Raw genomic sequence first — 15,290 nt, forward strand, 5'->3', positions numbered from 1 at the left:
CAACGGCGATCTGCTGATTTCCCAGAACGCGTCTCATGGGCGCGCCGAGCGAAAAAGCCTTGCGGTGGCGCTTGCCACGCCCTCCTGGCTCGATCCGATAACGGGAACGCCATGGCTTTGAAGCTGCCGCGAACGATCCGCCTCGATCCTTCGGATACCTTTGTCTATTCGCGCGCCGCCGAACCAGGCGAATGGGCGGTGACCGGCGCCTTTCTGTTCCACGGCGCCGACTTGGACAAGCTGTCCGGCAAGGAGCGGCAGGCGTTTCGCGCTGGTTTCCTCGGTATCGACAGCTTCGGCTGGTCCACGCTCGTCGTGGTCACGGATGCCACCGCGCAGGATCGCGCCGCAGCCGTCGACCGACTGGCCGAGCAGCTTGTGGTGCGGTGCGGAGCGCCAGATATCGAAACGGCGCGCGCCGCCGCCGAAGAGGAGATAGCCTTCGCGCAATCGCTGTGCGACCACTCGCCAAACACGCTGATCGGGGTCCACCGCACGAGCGAGCACGCCGGCATGCGAGAAGCGTTCCGGACCCTGCACCGCAAAGCGAGCCGGCTGGAGCCTGCAACCGCATTCCGCTTCGTCGAAATCGAGGAAGAAGACGCGCCGACGGAAAAAGTCGATCTCCTTGCACTTGCCGGGAGGCGGAAGTGAAGGATTTCTGGGTTTCCTCGGGTCATCACCTTCTCGACCGCGATGGGGCCGGACGCCTGCTCGTGACCGACGCCTTTTTGAAGGCATATCTCGCGCGGCCCGAGCTACTGCCGCCCGAATCAGCCTGCGAGGCGGAGTTGCGCCTGCATCACGAGCTTTTGATGCATCATCCGCGCCGGCCGGTCGCGAAGGAGGAGATCGCCGCTTTGGAGGATCCGGATGCGCGCGAGAACTGGGAGTTCATGATCGCCTTTCGCGACCATGTGCTGGCCGCGCCCTCGCTCGAAGCCGCGTATCTCGCGCTGGCGCGCGGCTCGGCAGATAACATCCCGCCGCTCTTCATGAACCAGCTTGCACAGGTCGTCCTGCGCAATGCGCTGGACGGTCAGCACGACGCCTGCGTCCTGCGAGCCGCCGAACTGTTTTATCGGCCGCAACGCGTGACTTCCCATGAGGGCGCTGTGCTTCTCGCCGACGCCGAAACCATCGAACTGCACGAACAGAACCGCCACGCCTCTCCGCTCCTCAACATGCTTGGAGGCCCGGCTGTCACGGAACTCGAAATACTCGACGAGAAGAATTCCGAGGGCTACTTCGCCAGGAGCGACGCTTTCGACATGGTGCTCAAGCTGGGCGGCGCCGGGAGCCCGGCCCGGCGCGGCCTTGCAAGCGCAATGGAGATCTGGATCCGCCATCTTCTTGCCGTGGACGTGGAGATCGAGCCGGTGGAGCGGATCGAGGACGAGGACTGGGCCTGGTTCGTCGGCCTCGACGCTGAAGCGACCCGCATTGGCAATGCGCTCTGGGCTGGCAAGGAACTCGACCCGGAGACGGCACAGCGCGTCATTGCACTGTTCCGGCTCACCTTCATCGATTTGGGCGAAGTCCAGCCGGACGTGGGCGCCAGGCCCGTCTGGCTCATAATGGCCATGACACCCGACCGAACGATCCGCATGAAGCCGCAGAACCTCATCGCAGGCCTGCCGTTTCGCGCCATGGGGACGATGAACTAGGAGGAAACGGCGCATGGTTCGGGAGACGGCGGAAGTTGGAGTGATCGTCGAGCGACGGGCTCTGGACAATCCCTGGATCGACCATGTCTGGATGCCTGTGGCCGTGCTGGCGGGCGCGCCGACCGCGGCGCCATGGACGGTGCTGCACGAAACCGACGGCCTGACGCGCTTCTATGCCGGAGCCTTCGAGCTCGAGCTCTTCGGGTCCGACACGGGCATGTACCGAGACAACCTCCGTTCGGGGCGGCCCAGCCTCTGGATCGCGCTCCGGTCGACCGAAGCTCCACCCGGAGTTGTGCTGCACTTGGTGACCGCCGATCCTTTCGAAGCCGAGTCGCTGACGGAGGCTGGCACCGACATCATCGAAGCCGTCCCGATGCCGATCGAGCTTCGACAATGGCTGGCCGCCTTCGTCGAGACGCATCACGTCGAGCGCCCTTTCGTCAAGCGCCAGCGCGATCGGGCGGACACAAATGCTCTGGCGAGGCGGGGTCCTCGTTCCGGATCGATGGATGATGCCGAATGAGCGCGGGAAACGACAATGTCTTCGCTCGCTGGTCGCGCCGTAAACGGGCGGCGCGGTCCAACGAGGCTGCGGAGCCGGAGAAGGACCAGCTTGCGCCTGACGCAATTGCGCCAGCGGATGCCGATCGCGTCGCGGAGCAGCATGCAGCGGTGGAGCCGGAGGTCGCCGCGCCTGCCGAACCCCTCCCCCGCATCGAGGACTTGACGGCCCAAAGCGACCTTTCAGCCTTCTTGCGCAAAGGCGTGCCCAAAATGTTGAAGAGTGCCGCATTGCGCAGGATGTGGTCGCTCGATCCGGCAATCCGCGACTATGTCGGGCCTTCCGAATATGCCTGGGACTTCAATACACCGGGCTCGATGGCGGGTTTCGGCCCGCTAAAAGCAGCCAGCAAATCCGTCGTCGATTTCCTGTCGACGAGTGGCGGCAACCCGGCCGATCCAGAACGCGCGGCAGCTGCCCCGGAGGTGCCGGAGAAGGCATCTCCGACCACCGTCTTGGCGGACGAAGACGCGAACGCCTCGCCCGACGGCTCTGAGGCTGTCACGCCGGACGGCTCGATCGACCCAGCAAGCTCCGAATCACCTTTGCCCGACCGAACCGAAATCGCCACCAACCGCGAGGAAGCCGCCAGCGGCGCGGAATCATCGCAGATCAACCGCCAGCGACGTCATGGAGGCGCCTTACCTCATTGATTCGGGCAGGTTGGCCGGTTTTGGCGCAGTTGTTGTTGCAATCGCCCGCTGGGGGGCTAGTATCCATTTTACCCACTCGTTGAGCGGCATGGTCGAGGTCAGAAGATGAACCCAGACTTGAGCCAGGAGGAGGCAATCGGAACGTCGGGCGGAGCTGACCCTCTGCTTCCCGGCGTAAACATTGCTGATGTCGACGACGTGAACAGCGCACGCGCGGATGAATACGCGCTGCTCGCCACGCTTCTCCTGGCCGCTCCGGATGCGGACCTCCTCTCGCGGCTTTCCCGCTTGCAAGACGACACTAGGACGCCGCTCGGCTTGGCTCACGCCGCGCTCGGACAGGCCGCGGCTTCGGCCTCCCCGGAGGCGGTCCGCCGCGAATATTCCGAGCTTTTCATCGGAGTTGGGCGCGGCGAACTCCTTCCCTACGCATCATACTACCTGACCGGCTTCCTCAATGAACGGCCGCTTGCCCGTCTGCGCGGGGATATGAAGCGCCTCGGCCTTGAACGCGCGGAAGGCCATTTCGACCCGGAAGATCATCTCGGCACGCTCTGCGAGATCATGAGCGGCTTCGCGGCCACACATTTCGTGATTCCGGCCGGCGAGGAGCAGGACTTCTTTGAACGGCACATTGCCCCATGGGCAGGCCGCTTCTTCGCCGACCTGGAAAACGCGGCGTCCGCCAGGTTTTACCGGGCAGTGGGTGCGTTGGGACGGATATTCATCGACATCGAAGCCGAAGGCTTCGCCATGGAGGTGCGACGAAGCTCGTGACGATACACAGCACCGAGCTGGCCTGATCGCGCCGAATAGGGAGGATGGCAGATGCAGGAAAATCGACAGGCGGCGATGAATCGCCGCAAATTCCTTGGCGCTTTCGGCGGCGCGTCCGCGACTGCCGTGGCAGCCGCCGCGGTGACGCTCGCTCCCGACGAAGCGCAAGCCTATGATCCTGGCAAGGAGGAGACGGGGACCCGCTATCAGGAGACCGAGCACGTCAAGGCATTCTACCGTGTGAACGGTTATGAGACGTTGAAGAAGTGAGGGCGCCATGCTGACCAAGCGCAAGAGCGGCCAAGCGGGCCGCACAAGATTGCAGACGCTGATGGGGACGGTCGCCTCCGCTCCCATCGACCGGCGAACGTTCCTTCGCCGCTCCGGTCTCGCCGTTGGCGGAATGGCTGCAATCGGTTCGTTCCAGCTCGGCACGGTTCAGAAGGCCGCGGCCATCAGTCCGCCGCAACCGGGCGAGCCCATAGAACTCAAGAAAAGCATCTGTACGCATTGCGCAGTCGGCTGCACGGTTACCGCCGAAGTCCAAAACGGGGTTTGGACCGGTCAGGAGCCTTCGTGGGATAGCCCGATCAACCGTGGCTCCCATTGCGCCAAAGGCGCGAGCGTGCGCGAACTCGTTCACAGCGACCGCCGGCTGAAATACCCGATGAAGCTCGTCGGCGGCCGATGGGAGCGCACCTCCTGGGACGACGCGATCAATGAGATCGGCGACAAGATGATGGAGATCCGGGAGGCCTCGGGCCCGGATTCCGTCTACTGGATGGGCTCAGCCAAGTTTTCCAACGAAGGCACCTACCTGTTCCGCAAGCTCGCCGCCTTCTGGGGAACCAACAATCAGGATCACCAAGCGCGCATCTGCCATTCGACGACCGTCTCCGGCGTGGCCAACACCTGGGGCTACGGCGCGATGACGAACTCCTTCAACGACATCCGCAATTCAAAGACCATGATCATCATGGGCGGCAATCCGGCGGAGGCGCATCCCATCTCCTTGCAGCACCTCCTGGAGGGCAAGGAGCTCAACCACGCCAACTTCGTCGTCATCGATCCGCGCTTCACCCGCACCGCCGCGCACGCAACCGAATATGTGCGTCTGCGGTCGGGCACCGACATAGCGGTGCTGTGGGGCATGCTCTGGCACATCTTCCAGAACGGCTGGGAGGACAAGGAGTTCATTGCCCAGCGCGTCTACGGCATGGACGAGATCCGCAAGGAGGTCGAGAAATACCCGCCGGACGAGGTGGAACGCATTTCCGGCGTGCCCGGCGAGCAATTGAAGCGCGTCGCCGAGCTGTTCGCCACACAGAAGCCGGCCACGCTTATCTGGTGCATGGGCCAGACGCAGCACACGGTCGGCACCGCCAATGTGCGCGCAAGCTGCATCCTGTGCCTGGCCACCGGCAATGTCGGCAAGCCCGGAACGGGCGCCAACATTTTCCGCGGCCACGACAATGTGCAGGGGGCGACCGATATCGGGCTCGATGTGGTCACCCTGCCCTTCTATTACGGCCTGACGGAAGGCGCCTGGAACCATTGGGCGCGGGTCTGGGAGGTCAGCTATGAGGACCTGCTGGCGCGGTTCGACTCCAAGGAGATCATGGAAACGCCGGGCATTCCGCTGACGCGGTGGTTCGACGCGACATCGCTGCCGAAAGACGAGGTCGAACAGAGGGACACCGTGCGGGCCATGTTCGTCCAGGGCCACGCAAGCAACAGCATCACGCGTATCCCCGAATCCATGAAAGGGCTGTCAAAGCTCGACCTCCTGGTGGTGGCCGACCCGCATCCCACCACCTGGGCCTCGCTTGCCGTCCAGGCGGGACGCACGGACAACATGTATCTCCTGCCGGTATGCACGCAGTTCGAGACATCAGGCTCGCGCGTCGCCTCCAACCGCTCGATCCAATGGGGCGAGCAGATCGTCGCGCCCTCATTCGAGCAGAAGGACGATTACCAAGTCATCTATCGCCTGGCGCAGAAGCTCGGTGTTGCCGAGCAGATGTTCAAGAACATCGCCGTCGAGGATGACCGCCCGGTGCCCGAGGACGTGCTGCGCGAGATGAATCGCGGCGGCTGGTCGACAGGTTATTGCGGTCAGTCGCCCGAGCGGCTCAAAGCGCATATGAAGAACCAGCACAAGTTCGATCTGGTGACATTGCGCGCACCGAAGGACGATCCGGAAGTCGGCGGCGACTATTACGGCCTGCCGTGGCCATGCTGGGGCAAGCCGGAACTGCGCCATCCCGGCACTCCGAACCTCTATAATCCGGATCTGCACGTCATGGATGGCGGCAGCCCGTTCCGCGCGCGCTTTGGCGTGGAGCGGAATGGCGAGACCCTTCTGGCGGAAGGATCCTACACGAAAGGCTCGGAGCTAACCGACGGCTATCCGGAATTCACCATGGCCGTCCTGAAGAAGCTCGGCTGGGACGCCGATCTGACGGCGGAGGAGCGCGGCGTCATCGAGAAGATCGGCAGCGACATCGACAAAGTCTCGTGGTCAACCGATCTTTCCGGCGGCATCCAGCGTGTCGTGCTTAGCCACGGCTGCCATCCCTATGGCAACGGCAAGGCACGCGCGGTTGCGTGGAACCTGCCCGATCCCATCCCCACCCACCGCGAGCCGATCTATACGCCCCGGGTGGATCTGGTCGAAAAGTATCCGACCCTTCCCGACGCCATGCAGTTCCGGGTGCCGAACATGGGCTTCACGGTGCAGCAGGCGGCCATCGAAAAGGGCATCGCCAAAGATTTCCCGTTGATCCTCACCTCGGGCCGGCTGGTCGAATACGAGGGCGGCGGCGAGGAAACGCGGTCGAACAGATGGCTGGCCGAGTTGCAGCAGGAGATGTTCCTGGAGATCAACCCGGCGGACGCTAACGAGCGCGGCATCTCCGACGGCGGCTGGGTGTGGGTGACCGGCGCCGAGAACAATTCCCGGGCGCGGGTAAAGGCCCTGGTAACGGAGCGTGTCGGCAGGGGCGTGACCTTCATGCCATTCCACTTCGGCGGCTGGTTCCAGGGCGAGGACCTGCGGGCCAACTATCCCGAGGGCACGGACCCATACGTGCTTGGCGAAAGCGCCAACTCGATCACCACCTACGGTTACGATCCCGTGACGAACATGCAGGAGCCTAAGGTTACGCTGTGCCAGGTCCAGGCGGCGTGAGTGGGAGGAAAAAATGGCCAGGATGAAATTCCTTTGTGACGCCGACCGCTGCATCGAGTGCAACGCCTGCGTCACCGCCTGCAAGAACGAGCACGATGTGCCTTGGGGCATCAATCGGCGTCGTGTCGTCACCATCAATGACGGCAAGCCGGGCGAACGTTCCGTCTCGATGGCATGCATGCATTGCACCGATGCGCCTTGCGCGGCGGTGTGCCCGGTCGACTGCTTCTATACGACCGCCGACGCGGTGGTCCTGCACTCGAAGGATCTGTGCATCGGGTGCGGATACTGCTTCTACGCCTGCCCCTTCGGAGCGCCGCAATATCCGCGCGTCAGCAATTTCGGTTCGCGCGGCAAGATGGACAAATGCACCTTCTGCGCCGCAGGCCCGGAAGCGGACTCCACCGAGATCGAATATGCCAAATACGGAGCCAACCGGCTGGCCGAAGGCAAGCTGCCGCTTTGCGCCGAAATGTGCTCGACCAAGTCGCTCCTGGCTGGCGACGGCGAGATCATCGCGGCGATCTACAAGGAGCGGGTGACGCAGCGCGGCTACGGTTCGGGAGCCTGGGGCTGGCAGACGGCCTATCGGGAAACGATCACGGTCTGACGAAGGGCTGACTCCTAAAAGAGCCACGGAGGGTTGAGAAATGCAGGTCTTGAAGCGCGTTCGGCCAATCGGGCCAGTTCTCGCCGCCGTCGTTCTGGCTTTCGGTCTGCTCGTCGCTCCGGCAGGAGCGCAGGAAGGGTTATCGGGGAGCAATCCCACCGCGCAGGCGGTGAACGAGCAGCAACTTCTTGAGGAACTGAACAGGATCCAGGGTCGCGTCAGCATACCGGACGCGAAGGCCGCAACGTTGGAACAGCCGCGTGGCCGCGATTTCCGCAGCTTCCACGAAGGCGCCCTGCCCTGGATCGGCGGCATCGCCATAATCGGGATACTCCTCCTGCTCGGGCTGTTCTATTTCGTCAGGGGCCGTATCCGCATGCGTTCGCCGGAATCGGGCGTCAAGGTCGTGCGTTTTAACACTATCGAACGCTTGACGCACTGGGTGACGGCGACCGCCTTCATCGTGCTGGCGATCACCGGCCTGAACTTCGTTTTCGGCAAGCGGCTGCTGATGCCGCTGATAGGGCCCGATGCCTTTTCCGCATGGTCGCAATGGGCGAAATATACCCATGACTTCTTCTCCTGGGCGTTCATGCTCGGCATTCTGGTCATGTTGGTCCTGTGGGTCTGGGACAACCTTCCCGACCGCTACGACGGCCAGTGGCTCAGGGTCGGCGGCGGCTTTTTCGACAAGTCGAACAGGACGCATCCTCCGGCTGCCCGGTTCAACGCGGGTCAGAAGCTCATTTTCTGGTCGGTGATCATCGGCGGTATCGCCCTTACCGTTTCGGGGCTCTTCATGCTGTTCCCGTTCGCCTACGCCGATGTGAACGGCATGCAGTTGGCCCAGACGATCCACGCCATAGTCGGCGTGCTGATGGTGGCCGTGATCATCGCTCATATCTATATCGGCACTCTCGGCATGGAAGGCGCCTACGAGGCGATGGGCTCAGGCACCGTCGACCTCAACTGGGCCAAGGAGCACCACAGCGTCTGGGTGGAGAAGCAAGGCGCGAAAACCGAACCGTCTCAGCCGGCGCCTACACCGGCCGAATAGCATTCTTACTCTGTGACCACGCGGCACCCGGAGCGCTGGTTCGAGGAAAGGGCGGGTCAACCGGCGCAGACGAGGTTTGTTCGCATCGAGAATCGCGCTAGCGCCAATAAGATTGAACCGGGATGTGCACGGCGTCCGCCTCGTGGTTCGACCCTTCGGCAAGCTCAGGGCTCACCATGAGGCTTCTGTTCGCGCTCACTCGCGACATCAACTCATTAGCCAATACCAATGCTTTAGGAGCGCGACCTTGCTTTCACCCTCATGGTGAGCCCTGAGCTTGCCGAAGGGGTCGAACCACGAGCGGGACGGCCGATTTCCGCCTCGATTCATCACGATCTAGGAGGAGGGTTCCTCCGGCTCGGCTGCGGCGACCGCCCCACTTTCGGGCTCTCCCGTCCAACCGGTGCCTACAAGATTGTGGCCCGGGTCTCCTACGCGGGAACTGGGCGTGCTGTAGACCTCCCAGGACGGCCTCTGCTCCGCGTTCATGAAATAGCCGGCGCCGATCGCGATCGCGATGGCCACAACGATTCCCGTCAGTATCATACCCATCCGGCTTCTCCCTTCTTCTACAACGCGAAGCGCCCCGCCCGTGCCGGAGCATCTGTTATTGCTGCGGCTGCGTTTGCTGCGCTGGAGCTTCCGGCGCCGCGGCCGGAGATTGCGCCTCGTTTGCCTGTCCTTGATATTGCAGATCAAGCGCCGTCAGCGCGAGCAGCGGCTCAGGCATGGGGGCGCCGGCCAGCCTGAGCTTCCTGGCCGCATCCTGGCACGCCGCGATGTCATTGGCGCCGGCAAGTTCCTCGGCACTGGCGAGGCTCAGCGAAACGTCTTCCTCCGCTGTGGCATCCACCGGTACGGGCGCACTCAGGCTGGAAGTTTGCGGCGCATTGTCCACATTGCCTTGCGCTGCCTTCTCGGTATTCGGTTCCGGCGACTCGTGCGCCGGACCGCTTTGCCCGGAGACGTCCTGCGCCGAACCGCTCTCGGAGGGCGCTCGCGGTGGAACGGCCTCGCCTGAAGCCGGCGAAGAATTCTCCCCAGCCGTGGCGGTCTCTTCACCGGCTGCCGCCGCGTCATCATCCGCGGGTTGCGCCGGCGCGTCCGCGGTTCCGCTCGCTCCGTCAGCTTCTTTCGAGGGCTCATCCGGGGCCGCCGCCGTAGCGGGTGCGTCCGCCGGCGCAGCGGCTTCGGGTTGGTTCTCCCGCACGAAGGCGAGGAGTTCCTGGCAAAGATTGGCCGGTTGCCCGGTTCCAGCCTGAGTGGCGGCCGGATCGGCTGGCGCTGCAGCCGCGGGAGGAGCCGGTGTTGCGGTCTCAGGAGCCGGGGCCGCCGGCGCAGCTGGCTCTGGCGCCGTGCCCGTCTGGGCCAGCGAAGTTGACGCCGACAGGGCGAAGATTCCTGCTAGGATGAATGTTCTCATCGGTTAGGCTCCTCCCTAATGAAAACCCGCCCCGCTTGTCGTTTGTACCTGAACGCCGAGTGTGCCCGAACGATCCGTGGATGCAAGGCCTAGCCGTTAGTTTCGGCCGCGTCGGCGGGCAAGATGGACCTATTGGGCTCTACCATCAAACTGTTTTGCGCATTGTGTGCGAGCAAATACGATGAAAAGCATTTGCTGGTGCGGACGCCGGGGATCGAACCCGGACGGGCAAGCCCGAGGGATTTTAAGTCCCTTGCGTCTACCAGTTCCGCCACGTCCGCTTGATTAGAACATGATCCCGAAAAGTTGCAGACTTTTCCGATAAGATCATGCGGCTAACAACCAGTGCCTAGAGCAGCGCCCCGCCGGGAGCAAGGGCAAACGCCTTGTCGGCGATCCGCCTGATAAAGGCGATGACCCGCCCGGTCTCGGCATATTGCGGCATGTGGCCCATGCTTTCGACCATTTCAATCTCCAGCCCGTCGATCCTGCCGCGCATGGAAAGCCCCTGCGTCTGTGGGTCGAGCACCTGGTCCGCGGTTCCGAACATCAGCCCCGCCGGCATGCTGATTTCACCGTAGCGCTTCTGGATCTCGCGCAGATCCTGTTCCATCGCGACGAAATCGGTGCAGGTCGCATAAAAATGGCTGGGCCGCAGGCCGATCATGCCGCCACCCTCGGTCATGTAGTCGGCTGGCACGGATTGCGGGCCGAAGATAAAGGCGAGCGTCTGCTGCGCGTATTTCTGGGCCGTCGGCACGGCGACGGTGTGCGCCAGGATCATCCGCTTTATCCGCGAGCGTATGTAGAGCGGCTGAAAGGCCGGCGGCACGGTTTCATAGGCTTGGGTCAGCGGCGAAAGCAGCGCCAGGCCGGAAATCAGGTCGGGACGCTTGAGCGCGAGCGCCAGCGCCACGGCGCCTCCAAGCGAATGGCCGACGACCAGCGGCTTCTCCAGGCCGAGCGCCTTGATGAAGCTGGCGATCACATCCGCCTGCTCGTTGAGCCGCCCCGTGGCGCCCGGCGCGCGGGTCGAATAGCCGGAACCTGGACGGTCGACTGCGATGAGCCGGTAGTCGGGACTGAGCGCGGCAAACAGCGGCTGACGGAACTGATGAAGCTGCGCGCCAAGCCCGTGCAGGAAAAGAATCGGCCGCCCCTCGCCCGCCTCGACGTAATGCAGCCGGTTGCCGCCGATTTCGACGAACTTTCCCGTAGGTGGAACCGTCCGCTCCGCGTTGCGCGCGATCCTCTGCGTGGCGATGACGAGATAGAGCACATAGGCGATGGCCAGCGCCACGGCGGCCAGCGCCAGATAAAGGAGAAACCAAAGCACCGTCATTCCAGCCCTCGTACTGGTTGCCGCCGGCTTCTTTAGCGGCCCGCCGAGGTCGGTACAATCAGGTTTGCTCCTCGCCCCAACGCTTCAGCGCCAGAAGCACCGGCCCCAGCTCCCTGCCCTTCTCGGCTGGTATAGGCGCGGACCGGCCTCAGCCTGCCTTGCGCCAGGCGCCGGTACGCTCGGTGAACGGCGAATAGTCGACGAACGACCACTTTAGCGGCGTGGCTGCCCGGCGGCGCCAGCCGCGCGCCACATGGAAACGCCACATGCGCTCGGCGCCTTCGATCATCCGGCCGGCCTCGCCGCTCCAGTCGACCTCGACGGTCCCCTGCAGTTGCAGCAGGTCGCCGCGCTCGAAGTCGATGAACAGCAGCCCGGCGCGAGGCTCGCCCAAAAGATTGCCAAGCGTATTGAAATAGCGGTTGCCGCGAAAATCCGGGATCGTAAGCGTGTCGCCCGAGACATCGACGAAGCCCGGCCTGCCGCCGCGATGCGATATGTCCGGCCCGCCGGCGTCACCGGCTGCGGGCCGCGAGCGCGAGGCGACGAAGAAGGTGTCGGCCCGCGCGATCATCGCCCGCGCCTCGCCGTCGAGGCCGGAAAGCAGCTCCGTGTCGGCGGGCCGACGCCCGGCGACGTCAACCGTCCGGCCCTGTATGTATTGCGGGCAATTGCCGAAGCTCTGGCGGATCGCGACCGTCAGCCCGCCGGAATCCATTTCCGCAATGCTGCCATTGGCGCGGTTGCGCCGGCGCGTCGACAGGTCGATGCCCAATATGGCGATATCGCGCCCGGCTGCAAACCCGTCTGCCGCCGGATCCCGGCCGTCCGGCAGCGCATCGATTCGGAGCGTCACCGGATCGGGGGAATGGGCAAAACCCGGCGCGCCGCTCAGCATCGTCGCCAGCGGCCACCCCTCCTTGTCCGCCACGCCGGCGAACAGATAGGGCAGCAGTGCGAAGAAGCTGCGGTGCTGGTCGGGCATGAAGCCGCGAATGCCGCCGCCGCCTGAACCTACGCCGGCCAGCGCCTGGGCGGTGAGTTCATCCGGGTGAAAGGGTGAGGCGTCCATATCGGCCTCACGCGACCTGCGGGATAGGCGACGCCGGCAACGGCTTGAAATTCGGCAGCGCCTCGACCCGGCGCAGCCATCCGCGGACCGCAGGATAAGGTTCCAGCATGATGCCGCCTTCCGGCGCATGCGCGACATAAGAATAGCAGGCGAGGTCGGCGATCGTCGGATGCTCCGCCGCCAGCCATTCGCGGCCGGCGAGATGGTTCTCCATGAAAGTCAGCACGCGCGCGCCGATTGCATGGCAGGCTTCCCGGTCGCCGGGAGCGCCGAACAGAGCCATCACCCGCGCCGCCGCCGGGCCATAGCGCAATTCGCCGGCCGCTATCGACAGCCAGCGCTGCACCTGTGCCGCGGCAACAGGCTCATCGGGCAGCCAGTTGCTCTCCGGCGCGTAGCGCCTGGCCAGGTAGACCAGGATGGCGTTGCTGTCGGTGAGCACCAGGTCGCCATCCTCGAGGACCGGGATCTGGCCGAGCGGATTGAGCTTCAGGAAGGCTTCGGTGCGGCGCACGTCCGCCGGCGCCGGCGAAAAGCGGAAAGGCAGGCCGAGCATCAGAAGCATCAGCTCGACGCGGTGCGTATGGCCGGACAGTTCGATGCCGTGGAGGGTGATTGCGGGTTGGCTCATGGGCGATCTCCTTCGTTCGCGCTACTCTATCCTTGCCGCTTCCGGCATCAATCTGGTATTTGCGAAAGTCAGAATTTCAGATTGCGGAATAATCCATGGACCGGCTGGACGAGCTTGCGATCTTTGTCGCGGTCATCGACGGCGGCAGCCTGGCCGTCGCCGCCCGCCGGCTGCGGCGCTCGCCGCCGGCCGTGAGCCGCGCGCTGGCGGCACTGGAAGACCATGCCGGCGCGCGCCTCGTCGAGCGCACGACGCGGCGCCTGTCGCCGACCGAGGCCGGCCGCGCGCTTGCCGAGCGCGCCCGCCTCCTGCTCGCCGACTACGACCGCATGCTGTCGGGCATCGCCGGCACGCCGCTTCGCGGCCTGCTGCGGGTTACCGCCCCGGTGCAGTTCGGACGCCGCCACGTCGCCCCGGTGGTCACGTCGTTCCTCGACGCGTTTTCCGAGATCCAGGTCGAACTCGTCCTCAACGACCGCAATCTCGACCTGATCGAGGAAGGCCTCGACGTCGCGATCCGCATCGGCAATCTCTCGGACTCGACGCTGCTCATGCGGCGGGTCGGCGAGGTGCGGCGCTTCGTGGTCGCAAGTCCGGACTATGTCGAAAGACACGGCGCGCCTCAAAAACCGGCCGATCTAGCGGGCCTCGACACGATTTACCATCCGTTGCGGTCGGACGCCCGGGAATGGCGATTCGGCCCGACGGCGCGCGGCCCGGTGGTGCGGCTGTCGCCGCGGCTGCTGGTCAATGATGTGGAATCGCAGCTTCTGGCAGCCAGGGCCGGCCGCGGCATAGCCCGGTTCCTGTCCTATCAGGTGGCCGACGATCTGGCGGCGGGCTCGCTGGTGCGCCTGCTCGCCGAGTTCGAGCCGCCGCCTTTGCCCGTGCAGCTCGTCGCGCGCAGCGGCCCGCATATGCCGGCCAAGGTCCGCGCGTTTCTCGACCACGCCGCCGCCACTTTCCAGGATCTGGCGGTCATCCGGCCGTCGGCCGCAACTTGATGCAGAACGGGCGGCTGAAGAGCCGCCCGCAAAACATTGATCCGGCAAGAAAATCAGCCGTGCAGCCTGGCCGCGATCTCGGCGACGCGCTTGCCCTGGAATTTTGCGCCTTCCAGTTCCTGCGCCGAAGGCTGGCGCGAGCCGTCGCTGTCCGAAGTCGTCGTCATGCCATAGGGCGCGCCGCCGCGCACGACGTCGTTGCCCGACTGGCCCTGATAGGCATAGGACAAAGGCACGATGATCATGCCGTGGTGCTGCAGCATGGCCTGGGTCGAAAGCAGCGCGAGTTCGGCGCCGCCGTGCTGGGTCGCGGTCGACACCATCACCGAGCCGACCTTGTTGAGCAGTGCGCCCTTGGCCCAGAGCGGGCCGGTCTGATCCCAGAAATTCTTCAGCTGCGACGCCATCGCGCCGTAGCGCGTGGACGCGCCGACGATGATCGCGTCGTAATCGGCGAGTTCGAGCGGCTCGGCGATCGGCGCTTCCTGGTCGAGCTTGTAATAGGCCGCCTTGGCGACAGCCTCGGGGACGAGTTCGCGAACGCGCTTGATGGTCACGTCCGCACCGGCTTCGCGCGCGCCCTCGGCCGCCGCCTTCGCCATCTGCTCCATGTGGCCCCAGCTCGAATAATAGAGCACCAGTACCTTCGCCATCGCAATTCTCCGTGGTTTTGAAATTTCAACCGGCGCTCTGACGAGCGCGCCGGCCACAACCACGTAATGGCGCATTCGTTCATTGGAAACGTCACTAATGCGGACAGATCGTTCACAGTTCAGTACCCATTGCCGAGCTTGCGTGACGCCTGTATCTGCAGGTTGTCCCTTCCCGGAGTTTCCCCGATGGCCGAAATCGTAACCGCCGCAATGGTCGTCATCGGCGACGAGATCCTGTCCGGACGCACCAAGGACCGCAATATCGGCCACCTCGCTGACATCATGACCGCCATCGGCATCGACCTGAAGGAAGTCCGCATCGTGCCGGACGAGGAGGATGAGATCGTCGCCGCGATCAACGCGTTGCGGGCGCGCTACACCTATGTCTTCACCACCGGCGGCATCGGCCCCACGCATGACGACATCACCGCCGACGCCGTCTCAAAGGCCTTCGGCGTGCCGTGCGAATATGATGCAAAGGCCTATGCGATGCTGGAGGAGAGCTACGCCCAGCGCGCCATGGAGTTCACCGATGCGCGCAAGCGAATGGCGCGCATGCCGCGCGGGGCGGAGCACATCGACAATCCGGTCTCGATCGCGCCGGGTTTCCGCATCGGCAATGTCCATGTCATGGCGGGGGGGGCGG

At 64.4% G+C, this 15,290-nt stretch carries 17 protein-coding genes and 1 tRNA gene; 11 read left to right on the forward strand and 7 right to left on the reverse strand.

Annotated features, from left to right (window positions below):
* Window positions 1-111: 111 nt before the first annotated feature.
* The 9 genes from MAXJ12_RS13865 (at window position 112) to MAXJ12_RS13905 (ending at window position 8,519) form a co-directional block, all read left to right on the forward strand.
* On the forward strand, window positions 112-654 hold the full coding sequence (locus MAXJ12_RS13865) for a DUF6505 family protein (protein ID WP_008836522.1): 543 nt from the start codon (window positions 112-114) through the stop codon (window positions 652-654).
* Window positions 651-1,667 carry a DUF6352 family protein gene (locus MAXJ12_RS13870; RefSeq protein ID WP_008836523.1) on the forward strand — a complete coding sequence of 339 codons (1,017 nt, stop codon included), beginning with the start codon at window positions 651-653 and terminating at the stop codon, window positions 1,665-1,667. Before MAXJ12_RS13865 ends, MAXJ12_RS13870 begins: the two co-directional genes overlap by 4 nt.
* A 13-nt stretch (window positions 1,668-1,680) precedes the next feature.
* Window positions 1,681-2,193 (forward strand): DUF3305 domain-containing protein, encoded by a 513-nt coding sequence (locus tag MAXJ12_RS13875; protein WP_008836524.1) that lies wholly within the window; start codon window positions 1,681-1,683, stop codon window positions 2,191-2,193.
* Entirely contained in the window at window positions 2,190-2,885 is a 696-nt protein-coding gene (locus MAXJ12_RS34425; RefSeq protein WP_008836525.1) for a DUF3306 domain-containing protein, read from the forward strand. The genes MAXJ12_RS13875 and MAXJ12_RS34425 overlap by 4 nt, the downstream gene beginning before the upstream one ends.
* A 105-nt stretch (window positions 2,886-2,990) precedes the next feature.
* Window positions 2,991-3,662: a TorD/DmsD family molecular chaperone gene (locus MAXJ12_RS13885; RefSeq protein WP_040586282.1), complete on the forward strand. Its 672-nt coding sequence runs from the start codon at window positions 2,991-2,993 to the stop codon at window positions 3,660-3,662.
* A gap of 51 nt (window positions 3,663-3,713) precedes the next feature.
* Window positions 3,714-3,932, forward strand: coding sequence for a formate dehydrogenase (locus MAXJ12_RS13890; RefSeq protein ID WP_008836527.1), 219 nt, complete (start codon window positions 3,714-3,716; stop codon window positions 3,930-3,932).
* 7 nt (window positions 3,933-3,939) lie between these two features.
* Window positions 3,940-6,852, forward strand: coding sequence for a formate dehydrogenase subunit alpha (locus MAXJ12_RS13895; protein WP_008836528.1), 2,913 nt, complete (start codon window positions 3,940-3,942; stop codon window positions 6,850-6,852).
* Between the two features lie 13 nt (window positions 6,853-6,865).
* Entirely contained in the window at window positions 6,866-7,462 is a 597-nt protein-coding gene (fdh3B, locus tag MAXJ12_RS13900) for a formate dehydrogenase FDH3 subunit beta (RefSeq protein ID WP_008836529.1), read from the forward strand.
* A gap of 40 nt (window positions 7,463-7,502) precedes the next feature.
* Window positions 7,503-8,519 carry a formate dehydrogenase subunit gamma gene (locus MAXJ12_RS13905; protein ID WP_008836530.1) on the forward strand — a complete coding sequence of 339 codons (1,017 nt, stop codon included), beginning with the start codon at window positions 7,503-7,505 and terminating at the stop codon, window positions 8,517-8,519.
* A 336-nt stretch (window positions 8,520-8,855) separates the two neighbouring features.
* On the opposite strand, the gene MAXJ12_RS13910 is transcribed toward MAXJ12_RS13905, so the two are convergent.
* From MAXJ12_RS13910 to MAXJ12_RS13935, 6 genes are all read right to left on the reverse strand, one after another.
* The gene (locus MAXJ12_RS13910) at window positions 8,856-9,071 is read right to left on the reverse strand and encodes a hypothetical protein (protein WP_008836531.1); all 216 of its coding nucleotides are present in this window, start codon (window positions 9,069-9,071) and stop codon (window positions 8,856-8,858) included.
* A 55-nt stretch (window positions 9,072-9,126) separates the two neighbouring features.
* Window positions 9,127-9,417 (reverse strand): hypothetical protein, encoded by a 291-nt coding sequence (locus MAXJ12_RS38830; protein ID WP_244421493.1) that lies wholly within the window; start codon window positions 9,415-9,417, stop codon window positions 9,127-9,129.
* A gap of 721 nt (window positions 9,418-10,138) precedes the next feature.
* Window positions 10,139-10,223 (reverse strand) — tRNA-Leu (locus MAXJ12_RS13920).
* Between the two features lie 68 nt (window positions 10,224-10,291).
* Window positions 10,292-11,284 (reverse strand): alpha/beta hydrolase, encoded by a 993-nt coding sequence (locus MAXJ12_RS13925; protein WP_008836533.1) that lies wholly within the window; start codon window positions 11,282-11,284, stop codon window positions 10,292-10,294.
* Between the two features lie 148 nt (window positions 11,285-11,432).
* Window positions 11,433-12,356: a pyridoxamine 5'-phosphate oxidase family protein gene (locus tag MAXJ12_RS13930; RefSeq protein ID WP_008836534.1), complete on the reverse strand. Its 924-nt coding sequence runs from the start codon at window positions 12,354-12,356 to the stop codon at window positions 11,433-11,435.
* A gap of 7 nt (window positions 12,357-12,363) precedes the next feature.
* Window positions 12,364-12,987 carry a glutathione S-transferase gene (locus MAXJ12_RS13935; protein ID WP_008836535.1) on the reverse strand — a complete coding sequence of 208 codons (624 nt, stop codon included), beginning with the start codon at window positions 12,985-12,987 and terminating at the stop codon, window positions 12,364-12,366.
* A 95-nt stretch (window positions 12,988-13,082) separates the two neighbouring features.
* Here MAXJ12_RS13935 and MAXJ12_RS13940 point away from each other — a divergent pair, with 95 nt between their 5' ends.
* Entirely contained in the window at window positions 13,083-13,991 is a 909-nt protein-coding gene (locus MAXJ12_RS13940; protein WP_008836536.1) for a LysR family transcriptional regulator, read from the forward strand.
* A 53-nt stretch (window positions 13,992-14,044) separates the two neighbouring features.
* On the opposite strand, the gene wrbA is transcribed toward MAXJ12_RS13940, so the two are convergent.
* A complete protein-coding gene (gene wrbA, locus MAXJ12_RS13945; RefSeq protein ID WP_008836537.1) occupies window positions 14,045-14,644 on the reverse strand; it encodes an NAD(P)H:quinone oxidoreductase type IV in 600 nt (199 codons plus the stop codon).
* A 186-nt stretch (window positions 14,645-14,830) separates the two neighbouring features.
* Between wrbA and MAXJ12_RS13950 the strand changes: the two genes are divergently transcribed.
* On the forward strand, window positions 14,831-15,290 hold a 460-nt coding region (locus MAXJ12_RS13950; protein WP_008836538.1), incomplete at its 3' end, for a competence/damage-inducible protein A.

This window comes from Mesorhizobium alhagi CCNWXJ12-2 (assembly GCF_000236565.1).
Lineage (GTDB): Bacteria > Pseudomonadota > Alphaproteobacteria > Rhizobiales > Rhizobiaceae > Allomesorhizobium > Allomesorhizobium alhagi.